Origin of the sequence: Marinobacter pelagius, assembly GCF_900114925.1 — a bacterium.
GTDB classification, from domain to species: Bacteria; Pseudomonadota; Gammaproteobacteria; order Pseudomonadales; family Oleiphilaceae; genus Marinobacter; species Marinobacter pelagius.
Genome location: NZ_FOUR01000003.1, coordinates 330,503 through 343,871, shown reverse-complemented (window position 1 = coordinate 343,871; position 13,369 = coordinate 330,503). Strand labels below are relative to the sequence as shown.

Here is a 13,369-nt window from a genome sequence, read left to right as displayed (position 1 = left end):
TGCCTGATCCTTCTGGTTTTTGTGTTGCGCTGATTCAGGACTGAACAGACCATGCCCATCAGGATGTAACGATGATCAACGTTTGCTCAGAAGAAGCCTTGTCGGAACTGCTGCAGTCGAACCCTGCGGTTCTTGTGCTCTTTGGCGGACCGCACTGCGGTGTCTGCCAGGCCATCAAGCCTCAGCTCGAAAAGCTCGCGAATGACGAGTTCCCGAAACTGGTGACGGCCTACATTGATTGCCAGGAAGCTGCCGCGCCGGTGTGTGCTGCCCGCGGTATTTTTTCTCTGCCTGTGGTCCAGCTATGGTTTGGCGGGCAGCGATTCGCGGAATTCGCGAGAGTGTTTTCCATTGGTGAGGTGCGCTCGGCTCTGGAGCGGCCTTATGGGCTTGTGACGTGATAGCAGTGTCGGGGTAATAGCCGCAACAAAAAGAAAGATCAAATCCGTCAGTAAGTTACATCTCTCCATCTGGTCTAAATTGTTGAATTTTAAATAAAAATTAACATGCTGCTTCGCGTGTACTCCTGATATTCTCGAATGGTTCACAGAACTGATCAGTGACTGATGGGACGATGAAGACAATGTTTTCCTTCCCGCCATGCTGGGCAAGTCAGACCACCTGAACAATGGGATTTACGTCAATGAAAATGAAATCACTGCTCGTTTTTTTATCTCTGAGTGTCACCTCTCTGGGGGCCGTGGCGGGTGACACGGCCGACGCCGCGATAGGTGGCGGTCTTGGTGGCGCGATCGGGGCTGCCATCGGCAACGAGGTAGGTGGCAGAGACGGTGCTATTCTCGGCGGTGCCGTCGGTGCGGCAACGGGAACAGCCATTACCACCAGAGATCATGAAGAATACTACCGCGACCATGATCGCCGTCATCATGACTACGACGATCGCCGGTCTTACCGTAAGTCTGGTGGCCATTTCTGTCCACCGGGCCAAGCGAAAAAGGGCAACTGCTAATACGCGAAAAGCCTGAAGTTTTATCCGTGCGTTTCAAAAGCCTTTCTCTAATGGGAAGGCTTTTTTTATTTTCGACCCTGAACCACCTGTGCCTCAATCTCCTGCTTACGCGCGTCCTGCCGACCCTTGAAGAAAAATTTATCTGACATGCTGATATCCTGATGGGGAGAATACCCGAGCTACTGCCGGGAGGAATCTGTTAGCGCGCTTGTGAAAACGGTGATATAGGAAGATTTAATTTTCTGAATCGGCCCGGAGCCCCGAAATGATCAAGCCTAGTTGTTACAGCTGTCGGAAAAAGTTTGAGCCATCTGCGCTGAGGGTTTCTTACTCAAAAAACTACTGTGAGGGTTGCGGCGTGGGGCTGTTTGGTGAGGATTACTTCCGTTTCGCCAGAAAGCCCGCCCCATCTACCCAGAAAAACTTGGCTGTTCACGTTGCAGTGCTTTTTTTCTGTGTTGCTGGCTTGTTGTTATGGCTTTATTGAAAGTTAAACAGTGGAAGCCGTGAAGCCGTCGAATCAACTTTGACCGAAGGGATACCTGCAAGTGAATCAAAAAGGCTCACTCACCTCATGGAATGACGCAAAGGGCTTTGGCTTTATCACTCCGGAAAACGGAGGTGAGCGTCTGTTTGCCCATATCAGCGCCTATCAAGGGCGGGGCAGACCTTCGGCCAGTTGCAAGGTGGTTTACTCCCAGACAAAAGACGAGAAGGGCCGGCTAAGGGCGGCTAGTTTCCAGTACGCTGGCGTTGCACGACACCGCGCAGCGGTAGCAACTGGTGTCTGGGTCGCTCTGTTGATTGCAGCCGCAGTCGGGGGCGCGATCTCTGTGTTGTATCTTCAGGGGCATGTGCCGGTGGTTTTGCCGGTCGCCTATGGGGTGATGAGTCTCGTTACTTTCCTGATGTACGCGGTCGACAAAGGGGCCGCCGAGAGCGGCAACCGGCGTGTGCCTGAGGGACGTTTGCACCTGTTTGAACTTCTGTGTGGCTGGCCTGGGGCTCTGGTGGGTCAGCAATTCTTTCGCCACAAAACCCGCAAGGCCTCGTTTCAGGTGGCATTCTGGTTCAATGTGATTCTCAATCTTGCGGTTCTCGGTTGGTTGTTGGTTTGGCCGGATGCGGAGTTTGCCCGGCAGGTGCTGGAGATTAAACCGGTCATGAATATCGGGATTTGACTGCGAAGGCGACATGGTCTTGCTACATGGCTTTATCAAAAAAACTCAAAAGACACCGGATCAAGAGTTGAAGAAGGCAAGAGATCGAAAGAAGAATCTTGTCTGATCGGGAGCAAAGAACATGGCACAGCATAAACATATTGGCAGCTCTCTCGATGATCTGCTCGAAACTGATGGCACGCTGGAGCAGGCAGAAGCCGAGGCTCTGAAGCGCGTGATTGTCTGGCAAGTTCAGCAGGCGATGAAACACACGGGCGTGAACAAAACCCAACTGGCGAAGCGGATGCACACCAGTCGTACGGTGGTAAACCGGCTGCTTGATGAGAAGGATACCGGTGTAACAATTACCACGCTTGTAAAAGCCGGGCGGGCATTGGGAATGACATGGACACTGGAGTCTGAGGGCAATAACGGCTCCCCTCAGGCAGCCTGAAAGCCATCAATCTCTGCTAAATGAATGCTCCCTTCAAGTGCGGCCCTAGCAGCAGGAAGCCGTCGACGCCACGCTGAGCCATTCTTGCAAATCAGATGAGTCTGCCACTTCCAGCCCTGTAGTAGTCCCTTAATACCCGCTTCACCATCGCCGCTGCTACTGTTTTCAGACTTGGCAACAAAAACACAGGGAGATAGCCATGAGCGGGAAGAAGATTCTGATGATTACCGGTGATTTCACCGAGGATTACGAAACCATGGTGCCATTCCAGGCACTACAGGCCGTTGGCCACACGGTTCATGCCGTTTGCCCGGACAAGAAAGCGGGCGATACCGTGGCCACTGCCATCCATGACTTCGAGGGCGACCAGACCTACACCGAAAAACCGGGCCATCGGTTTGCCCTGAATGCGGATTTTGAGGGGCTGGACCCGGCCAATTACGACGCACTGGTGGTGCCCGGCGGTCGTGCACCCGAATACCTGCGCCTGAACAAGGATGTGCAGAATCTGGTTCGCCATTTCTTCGAAACCAACAAGCCGGTGGCGGCGATCTGCCACGGTGCCCAGTTGTTGGCCGCAGCGGGTGTTCTGGAGGGCCGCAAATGTTCTGCCTATCCGGCCTGCCAACCGGAAGTGGAACTGGCCGGCGGGACCTTTGCCGGTATCGAGGTTGATCAGGCTGTAACCGATGCTAATCTGGTAACAGCGCCCGCGTGGCCAGCCCATCCGGCCTGGCTGGCGCAATTCTTCAAATTGCTGGATCAATAACGCCGCAGGGGCCAGTCCACCGGCCCCTCAGTGCTCTCAGGCGCACCCAGGGAGGCCGTCATGTGCAAGCTCTTTATCAATGCCGATCCGGAGCTTTGGGTCAGCCGGACCCACTCCCTGCGTATTGACGGCATGGTGACCAGTGTGCGGATGGAAAACGCCTTCTGGCAGGTACTGTCAGAGTTGGCCGACCGGGATGGGATGAACCTGCCGCAGATGATCACCCGGCTTTACCACGAATCCATTGATGCCGGCCATGATCTCGGGAATTTCACCTCCTTCCTTCGGGTTTGTGCGCTGCGCTATCTTGAGCTGCAACTGAGCGGCGACGTTCCGAGGGATACCCGGGTGCCGATTGCCTCACTTGATGCAGACCGTATTCTGGCCAGCGAACCCGGTGAGCCGGCAACTCCGGAAGTGGTGAGCAAAGCCAGGCACTGATCCGGCCAAAACGCTTCTGTTGGCTGCGCTGTCGTCCAGTTTTTATGAAAAAGTCCGCCTGAACAACGTGGTTCAGGACAGAACCTGGCCGCCGTCCACCACCAGTGTCTGGCCGGTGATCCACCGGGCCAGATCGGAGGCCAGGAACAATGCCACGTCGGCGACTTCCTCCGGCGTGCCCAGGCGCCCGAAGGGAATCCCACCGCGAATACGGTCGTATAGATCCGGATTGTTCTGACGGGCCTGATCCCAGACGCCACCCGGAAACTCGATGGAACCAGGGGCAATGCCATTAACACGCACTTTATGCGGGGCCATGGCCACCGCGAGGCTGGCGGTATAATGAGCGACGGCGGCCTTGATGGCCGCGTAGGGGGCGGTGCGTGTCGAGGCGTGCAGGGCGGCGATGGAGGCAATGTTGATGATCGTGCCCCCGGTTTCCTTGAGCGCTGGCAGGCAGGTATGGCCGGCGCGAACCGTGCCCATCAGATCCACCTCAATGCTGCTCAGCCAGCCCTCTTCGTTGTCCTCCCGCCCGAAGGCCGAGGCACAATTGACCAGCACGTCCAGGCCGCCCAGCTCGGCCATGGCGCTCTGCAGATAGGTCTCCAGCGCGGCCTTGTCGCCGATGTCGCAGGAGGCCACATGCAGCGCCAGCCCCTCGTCTGCCACTTCTTCCGCCAGTGCGTCCAGGGACGCCTGCCCGCGCGCGCACACAGAAACGCTGGCACCGGCTCGGACAAATCCCAACGCGATGGCCCGGCCAATACCCTTGCTGCCGCCAGCGACAATGACGCGCCGGCCGTGGAAATCAAATGTCATTGAATGCTCCTGTTTTCCAATAAGGTTTGGTTTCGCCTCTGGTCGCGCCAGAGGCTCGAATCTCCTGCTACTTTAGCGCTAAACGTGGATATGGACGATCTACTGGTTGAGTGAATTGCTGGAGTATTGGTAAGGTCGTAATGCCTTACTGTTGGTTCCCACCCTGAGATCGACCAGACCCTGCAAAATGAATGCTCCCTTCAAACTGCGGCCCTACCAGCAGGAAGCTGTCGACGCCACGCTGAGCCATTTCCGCAAATCGGACGAGTCTGCCGTTATTGTGCTGCCCACCGGCGCGGGTAAGAGCCTGGTCATTGCCGAGTTGGCCCGGCTAGCCCGCCGCAAAATTCTGGTGCTGACCCACGTCAAAGAGCTGGTGGAGCAGAATCACGCCAAGTACCAGAGCTATGGGTTGGAAGGTGGCATCTTCTCCGCCGGGTTGAAGCGCAAGGAGAATCAGCACCAGGTCACCTTTGCCAGTGTGCAGTCCGTCGCGGCGAATCTGGATCAGTTCCGGGATGAATACTCGCTGGTCATCATCGATGAGTGCCATCGGGTTAGCGGTGAGGAAACCAGTCAGTATCAACGGATCATCGAGTTGCTACGGCAGCAGAATGACGCCCTCAAGGTGCTCGGGCTGACCGCTACGCCTTATCGTCTGGCCATGGGCTGGATCTATCGCTATCACTACCGGGGCTTTGTCCGAAGCGATCAGGAAAAGCCCTTTCAGCACTGCATTTACGAACTGCCATTGAGCTACATGATCAACCGGGGGTATCTCACCCGTCCCGAGCTGGTGAATGCGGCGGTGGCCCAGTACGATTTCTCCTCGCTGGCTCAGGACCGCTTTGGCGAATACGCGGAGAAGGACGTCAACCAGCTGCTGAGCAAACACAAGCGTGTGACCCGGGCGATCATCGAGCAGGTGGTGGAGCTGGCCGCCGACCGCAAAGGCGTGATGATCTTTGCGGCAACGGTGGAGCATGCCCGGGAGATCACCGGCTATCTGCCTGAACACGAAACCGCCCTGGTGACCGGCGTGACCGATTCGAAGGAACGGGACGTGCTGATCCAGCGCTTCAAGCAGCGGCAGTTGAAGTACCTGGTGAACGTGTCCGTGCTGACCACGGGCTTTGATGCGCCCCATGTGGACTTTATTGCCATTCTTCGGCCTACCCAATCGGTCAGCCTGTATCAGCAGATCGTGGGCCGCGGTCTTCGTCTGGATGAAGGCAAACAGGACTGTCTGGTGATTGATTACGCGGGCAACAGTGTGAACCTTCATCACCCGGAGGTGGGGGAGCCGAAACCGAACCCGGACAGCGAGCCGGTGCAGGTGTTCTGCCCGGGCTGCGGGTTTGCCAATATCTTTTGGGGCAAAACGGACAGTGACGGCCGTGTGATCGAGCACTATGGACGGCGTTGTCAGGGGCTGCTGGAGCCTGCGGACGAGGGTGAGCCTGCCGTGCAGAACGGCCGCCCGCAACAGTGCGATTACCGTTTTCGATTCAAGGAGTGCCCACACTGCGGTGGCGAGAATGATATCGCGGCCCGTAACTGCCAGCAGTGCCATAAGGCGATCATCGACCCGGATGATCAGCTAAGAGATGCGCTGAGGCTCAAGGATGCCATGGTGATTCGTTGCGCCGGGATCACGTTAGGTGTTGATGGCAGCAAACTGAGGCTCACCTATCACGGTGAGGACGGGGAGGAGCTCAGCGAATCGTTTGATTTCAGCAAGCCGGGCCAGCGCACCGTCTTCAACAAACTGTTCGGACGTCGTTTCGCGAACAGCCAGGCCCCGAAAAAGTTCAGCACGGCGGATGAGGTGCTTGAGATTCAAGCCTTGTTGCCGGCACCGGATTTTGTGATTGCCCGGAAGCAAAAGCACTATTGGCAGGTGCAGGAACGGATCTTTGATTATCAGGGCAACTATCGAAAGGCGTATGAAACGTAACGCCCGGAAGCGTTAAGAAGAGCTGCGTCGGAACACCAGTAGCCGGTTGTTGGCTGGCATGGGGTGGTTTTCGGCAAGCGTCATCCCGGCCGATTCTGCCAGGGCGCTAAGGTCCACCAGGTCCCGGATGCCCATATGAGCGGCCTGGGATCTCAGGCTCTGGTCAAAACGACGGTTGCTGTCACTCGAGTATTCGCCCTGGTTGTTGAAGGGACCGTACAGGCAAAAGGCGCCATCTTTCGGCAAGCGCTCACCAATACCACGGAACATTTGTTCGACTTCGCTCCAGGACATGATGTGGGCGGTATTGGCGGAGAATGCCCATTGGAAGGTGTCGACCGGCCAGTTAGGAGCGCTTACGTCCAACTCCACGACGGGCAGGATGTTGGGCAGTCCGGCCTGCTCAAGCCTGAGACGACACAGGTGAGCCGCCTCGGGGTGATCACTGGGTTGCCACTGCAGGTGGGGCATGGCCTGTGCGAAATGCACGGCGTGCTGGCCGGTGAGTGTTCCGATTTCCAGCACCTTGCCCGGCGTGATAAAGATTGCCTTCAGCTTCTCCAGGATCGGGGCCTTGTTGTTCTCGCAGGCCTGGGAATAGGGCAGGTCTTCGGTCATCGGGTAACATCTCCTCTGTCGGGTAGCGACGGTAGCTGCCGCTGCCCGATGCTTTGGTGATTAGCTGAGAATAAAGCTGCTGCTGGTTATAATGGCATATCTTGAACCGTCCCGGAGAACCCTATGCCAATCGAAAAGAATCAGGTGGTCTTGTTTCACTACAACGTCAGTGATGAGCAGGGCAATCTTGTTGAAAGCTCCCGTGGCGGCGAGCCGAACGCCTACCTGCATGGTCACGGCGGCATTATCCGGGGCCTGGAGGAGGCCCTGGAAGGTCGCGAAGCCGGCGAAACCTTCAGTGTTACCGTCACTCCGGAAAAAGCCTATGGTCCGCGCAAGGCCGATGCCATCCAGCGTGTGCCGATCAAGCATCTGATCGGTGCCAAACGCTGGAAGCCGGGCATGATTGCCCAGGTACAAACCGAGCACGGCCCGCGCCATGTGGTCGTCGCCAAGGTTGGCCACAAGTTTGCCGATGTCGACACCAACCATCCGATGGCCGGCAGAACCCTGACCTTCGATATCGAAATCCTTGAAGTCCGCGCCGCCGATCCGGAAGAGATTGCGCACGGCCACGTCCATGGGCCGGGTGGGCATCACCACTGAGGGGTGAAGTGCCCTCAACCGCGGATTTACCGGGCAGACGCGACGCGTCTGCCATCTCAAGGCATTCAGGCTGTATTCATGATGAAATCAATCGCTCTGGCGGCACTGTTAGTTGTGCTTCTGGGGTTTCTCGGTGTTCAGTATTACATTACTTCCGTCCCTGCTCTTGAGGCTCCCATCACCGTTGGTGAAGTTCGGGAAGTGGAGTCTGAACAATCGCTGGTGGTTACACTGGTGGACAGAGAAGGGCAGCGATTTACCGTCGGTCTTCGGGGCGATACCGCCAAACCAGAGGAAGCGGCGCTCTTCTATATCCGGAATCCGGATGTCATTCCCTATGTGTTCTGGCCGAGCCTTCGAAGTAATGATGAAAAGCGGGTTCTGGAATTGCTGGAGGACCTGATCGAATCGGACGCGTCAGACGTTGCCGCCGTTCGCAGCATCTACTCGGTTTTGAAGGAGCGCAACTGACGATCAGGACGAATATCGTCGCAACTCCCTTACAAATAACCGGGGCACCCATTAGCCCTCCAGGCCGCGCTGTTTAGTCGCAGCTGTTCCGACGCCGTCGCCGAGTTTTTTTGGGTATTATGCTGCACCTGCTGTGGCGGCTTTTCCTGTCGTCGTGACAAATTATTTTGTGAAGGAGTCTTGGATCATGAGCGATGTTTCCCCCGCTCTGCAGGACCTGGCCGCCCCGGATGGGGTTTGCTATGGCTGCGGAAGTGCCCACCCTGAGGGTCTGCAACTGAAGAGTCATTGGGACGAGGACGGCGTTTACGTGGTGGCCACTTACACTCCGGACCCCAAGTTCACCGGTTGGCCAGAGCTGGTCTACGGCGGTTTCCTGGCCATGCTGGCAGATTGCCATTCCAACTGGACGGCCATGGCTTATCACTATCGTGCCGAAGGCCGTGAGCCGGGCAGCCTGCCGCGCATCGATTGCGTTACGGGCAAACTCAATCTCACTTACATCAAGCCCACTCCCATGGGCGTGGAATTGACCCTTAAAGCCAGAGTAGAAGGCGATGTGGGCCGTAAGAGCCGGGTGATCTGCGAGATCTGGGCCGGCGACGTCCTCACGGTGACTGCCGATTCGATTTTCGTTCGGGTAGACACCGAACAACTGCAATCGCAGGCCCACGGTCGCGTATAGAGGGCTGGGGCCCGGTTTAACCGAAAACCGGAACAGATATGTTCTCCAGAGGGAACCATCAACACCCAACCATGCGGCTGTTCAGGCTATTCGGTGTTGTAGGAACGCAAGTGGCCATCAGGACGAGTATCGTCGCAGTGAGCATGCATCCGTGTGTTACCTGATCTAGTCTGATGAGACGGGGATCTCGTAAATTTGACTGAGCATGGATGAGTGCTTGGGAGATTGCCCTGACGAAACTGCGAAAAGAGGATTGGATATGCCTCAGCTTCGTTTTACCTACCTGCTTTGTTTTGCAGTTCTTGCTGCATTTCTCGCTGCCTCGGCGGCCCAGGCCCATCACGGTTGGGCCTGGGCAACCGACGAGGAATTTGAAATCACCGGTGTCATCCAGTCCGTGCGCCTGGGTAATCCCCATGGCGAGGTCACGATAGACGTGGATGGCGAGGAGTGGGTTGTGGAAGTTGGTCAGCCCTGGCGTAACGACCGGGTTGGGCTCAGCAAGGAGATGTTGAGCGAGGGCCGGGAAATTACCGTGCATGGTCATCGCTCCGCCAGAGAAGGCGAGCGACTGGTGAAGGCCGAGCGGGTTGTGATCGACGGGAAAGACTACAACCTGTATCCGGGTCGTGATTCCTGAACCCGGGAATGATTGAACAAGCACTGGTTGCCGTCGAGGATTTGGCCTTTGTCTCGGCCCTGCGCAACTCCACATTCATGTACCCGCTGGTAAATGCAGGGCATATTCTCGGGGTTTCGATGCTGGTCGGTGGCATTGTGCCGCTGGATTTACGTCTGCTGGGGCTCTGGCGCACGTACCCCGTGATGGTGTTTGTCGATGTGCTTCGAATTACATCGGCGATTGGTTTGGGGTTGGCGGTCGTATGCGGTGCGCTTTTATTCGCTACAGCGGCCTTGGGTTATGCCCGGTCGCCGTTGTTCCAGGCGAAGATTGCGCTTGTCTTGTTGGGTGTGTCGAACGCGTTGATTCTCGGGCGGGTGTTGAAGCGCCAGGATATACCGAGCCTTCCGATGAAGGCTCGCATGCCTTTGTCCTTGAGGGTGGGAGCCGGGTTGTCTCTGGTGGTCTGGATCAGTGTGCTGATCCTTGGCCGGCTGCTGGGGTACTTCTGAGCTCGTGTTGCCGGTCAGTAGTCATGAATCGAATAATAAGTCTGTCCCGGTTTTAACCGAAACTTGGGGTCAGATGAACGAGTTCATCAGACCCCTGTGCATGAGACTCTTGGGGTTGAATTCACGCGCTCTCCCTCGCATGTCTGTGATACCAACCATTTTTAGTGCCGCATTTGCTCCAAGTGGTTTTTCGAGGCAACAGGAGGAAGCATGGATACGCGAACATTCGGGAACACAGACATTCAGGTCACACCCGTCGGGCTCGGTACCTGGGCCATTGGTGGCTGGATGTGGGGCGGAACAGACGAAGCCCAGTCCATTGATACCATCCACAGGGCCATCGACAAGGGTATTGGTCTGATCGACACGGCGCCGGTTTACGGCTTCGGGCGCTCAGAGGAAATTGTGGGCAAGGCCCTCGCCAACGGCCGGCGGGATCAGGTTGCCCTGGCCACCAAAGTGGCTCTGAACTGGAACGATGATCAGGACAAAGTCTGGCGGGACGCGACTGCCGCGCGCATAGAGCGGGAGGTCGAGGATTCCCTGAAACGCCTTCAAACGGACAGGATCGACATTTACCAGGTCCACTGGCCAGATCCGAAGACGCCCATGGAAGAGACCGCCCGGGCGCTGGAGAACCTTTACCAGGCAGGGAAAATCCGCGCCATTGGTGTCAGCAACTTCACGCCCTCGCAGATGGACGAGTTGCAGAAGAGTGTGCCCCTGCACAGTCTGCAGCCCCCGTACAACCTGTTTGAACGGGAGATCGAAAACGAGATTCTTCCGTATTGCCGGGAAAATGGCATTGCTACCATCACCTACGGCGGGCTTTGCCGCGGTCTGCTGTCCGGCAAGATGCGGGAGAACACCCAGTTCACCGGTGACGACCTGCGCAAGAACGATCCCAAGTTCCAGGGCGACCGCTATCGCCAATACCTGAATGCCGTGGCTGAGCTGGATGCCTTTGCCCGCGAACGGTACCAGAAAAATGTGCTGGCACTGGCGCTTCGCTGGCTGGTGGATCAGCCCGGTGTCACAACCGCGCTTTGGGGTGCGAGAAGACCGGAACAGCTGGACCCGGTCGATGACATTGAGGGCTGGTCGCTGGATAAGGACGCGATGGTCGAAATCGATGACATTCTGGCCAGATGTATTAAGGACCCCGTCGGGCCGGAGTTTATGGCGCCGCCGACTCGGTGATTTGCGGTAAGGGACGAATCCCCCGGTTCAAAGGTCAACGAACCGGGGGACCAACATAATCGCAATGCCTACGGCCACCATGGTGAGGGCATCGGTCATAAGGTACGGGTAAAGAATCAGCGCGAGGCCACACCAGCGGACGGCCATATTGGACTGCCTTCGCCCGTAAATGAAATAACCGATGCCGATGGAGCTGAAGATCAAGCCCCAAACCAGGATCGCGGTGTCCATAGCGTGAATGTCTCCGGCGGAAAAGGTTTACCTTATCCTCTACAGACTAACTTGGGGACCCCAAAAATCTCTTACGGATCCCATCTTGAACCAATGAGCTATCCTGTGACTCTCAACCTTCAGTATGAGAGCCGAGCAATGATCGAAACGCCACTGGAATTCCCGAGCCAGGGTACAACCTGCCGCGGTGTACTTTATACGCCGGACGCCGAGGGCCGTGACTTGCCGTGTATCGTGATGGCGCATGGTTTCGGGCTGACTCATGCCAGTGGTCTTGCGCCGTTCAAGGAAGCTTTTTGCGATGCGGGCTATGCGGTCTTTGCCTTTGACTACCGCCATTTCGGGGACAGTGATGGCCAGCCACGCCAGACCCTGAGCCCCGGCAAGGAAGTGGCAGACTGGCTGGCGGCGCTGAAGTTTGCACGGCAGCTGGATGGTGTCGATGGAAGCCGCATTTGCCTGTGGGGGACGTCTTTTTCTGGTGGGCTGGTGATCGCGGCCGCGGCGAGGGATGGCGACGTGCAGTGCACCATCTCTCAATGCCCGATGGTGGATGGTTTGGCCTCGTTGCTGGGCGTCGTCGATTATGCCGGGATCATGCAGGCGATGCGCCTGACCTGGCACGGATCGGTAGACTGGATTCGCCGCGGGCTGGGGATGTCTCCCCGGTACATTGCATCAGCGGCTCGCCCCGGGGAGCTGGGCATGATGACGGCCGAGGATTGCCAGGATGGTTATGTGCCCCTGTTGGCCGATAATGCGTTGAACTACGTCGCCGCGGGCGTGAGTTTTACGATTCCGCTTTTCCGGCCCACCCGTTTGGCCAGCAAAGTCACCTGTCCGGCCCTGGTGCTGATTTGCGACCGCGATACGGTCGCTCCGGCAAATGCCGCGGCCAAAGCGGCGGAAAAAATGCCGAACTCCGAAGTGAAGCACTATCCGGTCGGGCATTTTGATGTGTATCGGGGTGACGCTCTGGCTCAGTCCATAAGGGATCAGCTTGAGTTCTTGGGGCGGCGGCTGCCGGTCTGAATGGCACACCTTGCTACCGCGACGCACCTGGCTCGAATAACAGCTTGATATAACTTCGAAGCAGCATCAGTTGGTGGGGCAGAAGGGCCCGCTCTCCGGTCGCCCGACCCAGGACCAGGCCTCCCTCGATGACCGTTGACACCATGTCGGCCAACGCATCCGGGTCGATGGCGTCCCGGGGTTCGTAACGTTCGTAGATCAGGTCCAACAGCGTGCGAAACCGCGCACGCCAACTCAGGACAATTCGCCTGTTCAGTTCCCGAACATCGCGATCAAACAGGCTTTCCTGATAACAGTAGGTTGCCACCAGGCAACCCGGATATTCATGGGGCAGGTCCTCCATTATCTCCGCCAGCAACTTCAGCCCGACCAGGAAGCCCTGCAAAGGGTCGTCAGTCAATTGCTGGCCACGGGCAAACACGTCATCCAGCAGGGCGTCCTCACGCGCCATATAGCGCAACAGCAATGCGTGGGCCAGCGCGTTCTTGTTGGAAAAATGGTACAGGAAGCCACTCTTGGTAATGCCGGCCTCGGCAATCACCTCTTCAATGGAGGTGGCGCCAAAGCCTTTCCTGAGGACGGATTTTTCGGTGATGTCCAACAACCGATCTCGGGTAGCCTGACCTTTTTCCATCTGCCACCTCCGGGAAACCATACCCTGAGTATGGTTTCCCTGCGAGAACCCCTACCGCCAGTGCCCAATGGCACGCTTAAGGCTCTGTATGCCATTGTTTTAAAACGATGTGGAGCTTTCTGGTAAAACCATACCATGTGCTCTCTGGTTGCTTTTCGCTTCCAGGTACATCCTGTTCTTAACGG

At 57.0% G+C, this 13,369-nt stretch carries 19 protein-coding genes; 15 read left to right on the top strand and 4 right to left on the bottom strand.

Going from position 1 to position 13,369, the window contains the following annotated elements; genetic code table 11:
• Nucleotides 1-71: 71 nt before the first annotated feature.
• The 7 genes from BM254_RS08650 to BM254_RS08615 all read left to right on the top strand — a co-directional run bounded on the left by BM254_RS08650 (nucleotide 72) and on the right by BM254_RS08615 (nucleotide 3,794).
• Nucleotides 72-401 (top strand): thioredoxin family protein, encoded by a 330-nt coding sequence (locus BM254_RS08650; protein WP_092001733.1) that lies wholly within the window; start codon nucleotides 72-74, stop codon nucleotides 399-401.
• A 227-nt stretch (nucleotides 402-628) separates the two neighbouring features.
• Nucleotides 629-970: a glycine zipper domain-containing protein gene (locus BM254_RS18045; protein WP_342714232.1), complete on the top strand. Its 342-nt coding sequence runs from the start codon at nucleotides 629-631 to the stop codon at nucleotides 968-970.
• A gap of 548 nt (nucleotides 971-1,518) precedes the next feature.
• On the top strand, nucleotides 1,519-2,151 hold the full coding sequence (locus BM254_RS08635; RefSeq protein ID WP_092001724.1) for a DUF1294 domain-containing protein: 633 nt from the start codon (nucleotides 1,519-1,521) through the stop codon (nucleotides 2,149-2,151).
• 13 nt (nucleotides 2,152-2,164) lie between these two features.
• On the top strand, nucleotides 2,165-2,257 hold the full coding sequence (locus BM254_RS18010; RefSeq protein WP_425434483.1) for a type II toxin-antitoxin system RelE/ParE family toxin: 93 nt from the start codon (nucleotides 2,165-2,167) through the stop codon (nucleotides 2,255-2,257).
• A 15-nt stretch (nucleotides 2,258-2,272) separates the two neighbouring features.
• A complete protein-coding gene (locus tag BM254_RS08625) occupies nucleotides 2,273-2,584 on the top strand; it encodes a helix-turn-helix domain-containing protein (protein ID WP_092001721.1) in 312 nt (103 codons plus the stop codon).
• 199 nt (nucleotides 2,585-2,783) lie between these two features.
• Entirely contained in the window at nucleotides 2,784-3,353 is a 570-nt protein-coding gene (locus BM254_RS08620) for a DJ-1/PfpI family protein (RefSeq protein WP_092001719.1), read from the top strand.
• Between the two features lie 60 nt (nucleotides 3,354-3,413).
• Entirely contained in the window at nucleotides 3,414-3,794 is a 381-nt protein-coding gene (locus BM254_RS08615) for a ribbon-helix-helix domain-containing protein (protein WP_092001716.1), read from the top strand.
• Between the two features lie 72 nt (nucleotides 3,795-3,866).
• On the opposite strand, the gene BM254_RS08610 is transcribed toward BM254_RS08615, so the two are convergent.
• The gene (locus tag BM254_RS08610; protein ID WP_092001714.1) at nucleotides 3,867-4,616 is read right to left on the bottom strand and encodes an SDR family NAD(P)-dependent oxidoreductase; all 750 of its coding nucleotides are present in this window, start codon (nucleotides 4,614-4,616) and stop codon (nucleotides 3,867-3,869) included.
• 187 nt (nucleotides 4,617-4,803) lie between these two features.
• Here BM254_RS08610 and radD point away from each other — a divergent pair, with 187 nt between their 5' ends.
• Nucleotides 4,804-6,573, top strand: a complete 1,770-nt coding sequence (gene radD, locus BM254_RS08605; RefSeq protein WP_092001711.1) for a DNA repair helicase RadD — start codon at nucleotides 4,804-4,806, stop codon at nucleotides 6,571-6,573.
• A 12-nt stretch (nucleotides 6,574-6,585) separates the two neighbouring features.
• Here the strand turns inward: radD and BM254_RS08600 are convergent, their stop codons facing one another.
• Nucleotides 6,586-7,191 (bottom strand): DUF938 domain-containing protein, encoded by a 606-nt coding sequence (locus BM254_RS08600; protein ID WP_092001708.1) that lies wholly within the window; start codon nucleotides 7,189-7,191, stop codon nucleotides 6,586-6,588.
• 123 nt (nucleotides 7,192-7,314) lie between these two features.
• On the opposite strand from BM254_RS08600, the gene BM254_RS08595 reads away from it, so the two are divergent.
• From BM254_RS08595 to BM254_RS08570, 6 genes are all read left to right on the top strand, one after another.
• Complete coding sequence (locus tag BM254_RS08595; RefSeq protein WP_092001705.1) at nucleotides 7,315-7,797, top strand: FKBP-type peptidyl-prolyl cis-trans isomerase; 483 nt, start codon at nucleotides 7,315-7,317, stop codon at nucleotides 7,795-7,797.
• A gap of 78 nt (nucleotides 7,798-7,875) precedes the next feature.
• The gene (locus tag BM254_RS08590; protein WP_092001702.1) at nucleotides 7,876-8,268 is read left to right on the top strand and encodes a hypothetical protein; all 393 of its coding nucleotides are present in this window, start codon (nucleotides 7,876-7,878) and stop codon (nucleotides 8,266-8,268) included.
• Between the two features lie 187 nt (nucleotides 8,269-8,455).
• A complete protein-coding gene (locus BM254_RS08585; RefSeq protein ID WP_092001699.1) occupies nucleotides 8,456-8,953 on the top strand; it encodes a PaaI family thioesterase in 498 nt (165 codons plus the stop codon).
• Between the two features lie 259 nt (nucleotides 8,954-9,212).
• Nucleotides 9,213-9,593, top strand: a complete 381-nt coding sequence (locus tag BM254_RS08580) for a DUF6152 family protein (protein WP_092001697.1) — start codon at nucleotides 9,213-9,215, stop codon at nucleotides 9,591-9,593.
• Nucleotides 9,594-9,601: 8 nt separating this feature from the next.
• Nucleotides 9,602-10,087 carry a hypothetical protein gene (locus tag BM254_RS08575; protein WP_092001694.1) on the top strand — a complete coding sequence of 162 codons (486 nt, stop codon included), beginning with the start codon at nucleotides 9,602-9,604 and terminating at the stop codon, nucleotides 10,085-10,087.
• A gap of 210 nt (nucleotides 10,088-10,297) precedes the next feature.
• Nucleotides 10,298-11,287, top strand: a complete 990-nt coding sequence (locus BM254_RS08570; protein WP_092001691.1) for an aldo/keto reductase — start codon at nucleotides 10,298-10,300, stop codon at nucleotides 11,285-11,287.
• Between the two features lie 27 nt (nucleotides 11,288-11,314).
• Here BM254_RS08570 and BM254_RS08565 read toward each other — a convergent pair whose 3' ends face one another.
• Nucleotides 11,315-11,518 (bottom strand): hypothetical protein, encoded by a 204-nt coding sequence (locus BM254_RS08565; protein WP_092001688.1) that lies wholly within the window; start codon nucleotides 11,516-11,518, stop codon nucleotides 11,315-11,317.
• Between the two features lie 138 nt (nucleotides 11,519-11,656).
• Between BM254_RS08565 and BM254_RS08560 the strand changes: the two genes are divergently transcribed.
• Complete coding sequence (locus BM254_RS08560; RefSeq protein ID WP_092002226.1) at nucleotides 11,657-12,550, top strand: alpha/beta hydrolase; 894 nt, start codon at nucleotides 11,657-11,659, stop codon at nucleotides 12,548-12,550.
• Nucleotides 12,551-12,563: 13 nt separating this feature from the next.
• Here BM254_RS08560 and BM254_RS08555 read toward each other — a convergent pair whose 3' ends face one another.
• Nucleotides 12,564-13,184, bottom strand: a complete 621-nt coding sequence (locus tag BM254_RS08555) for a TetR/AcrR family transcriptional regulator (protein WP_092001684.1) — start codon at nucleotides 13,182-13,184, stop codon at nucleotides 12,564-12,566.
• Nucleotides 13,185-13,369: the final 185 nt, after the last annotated feature.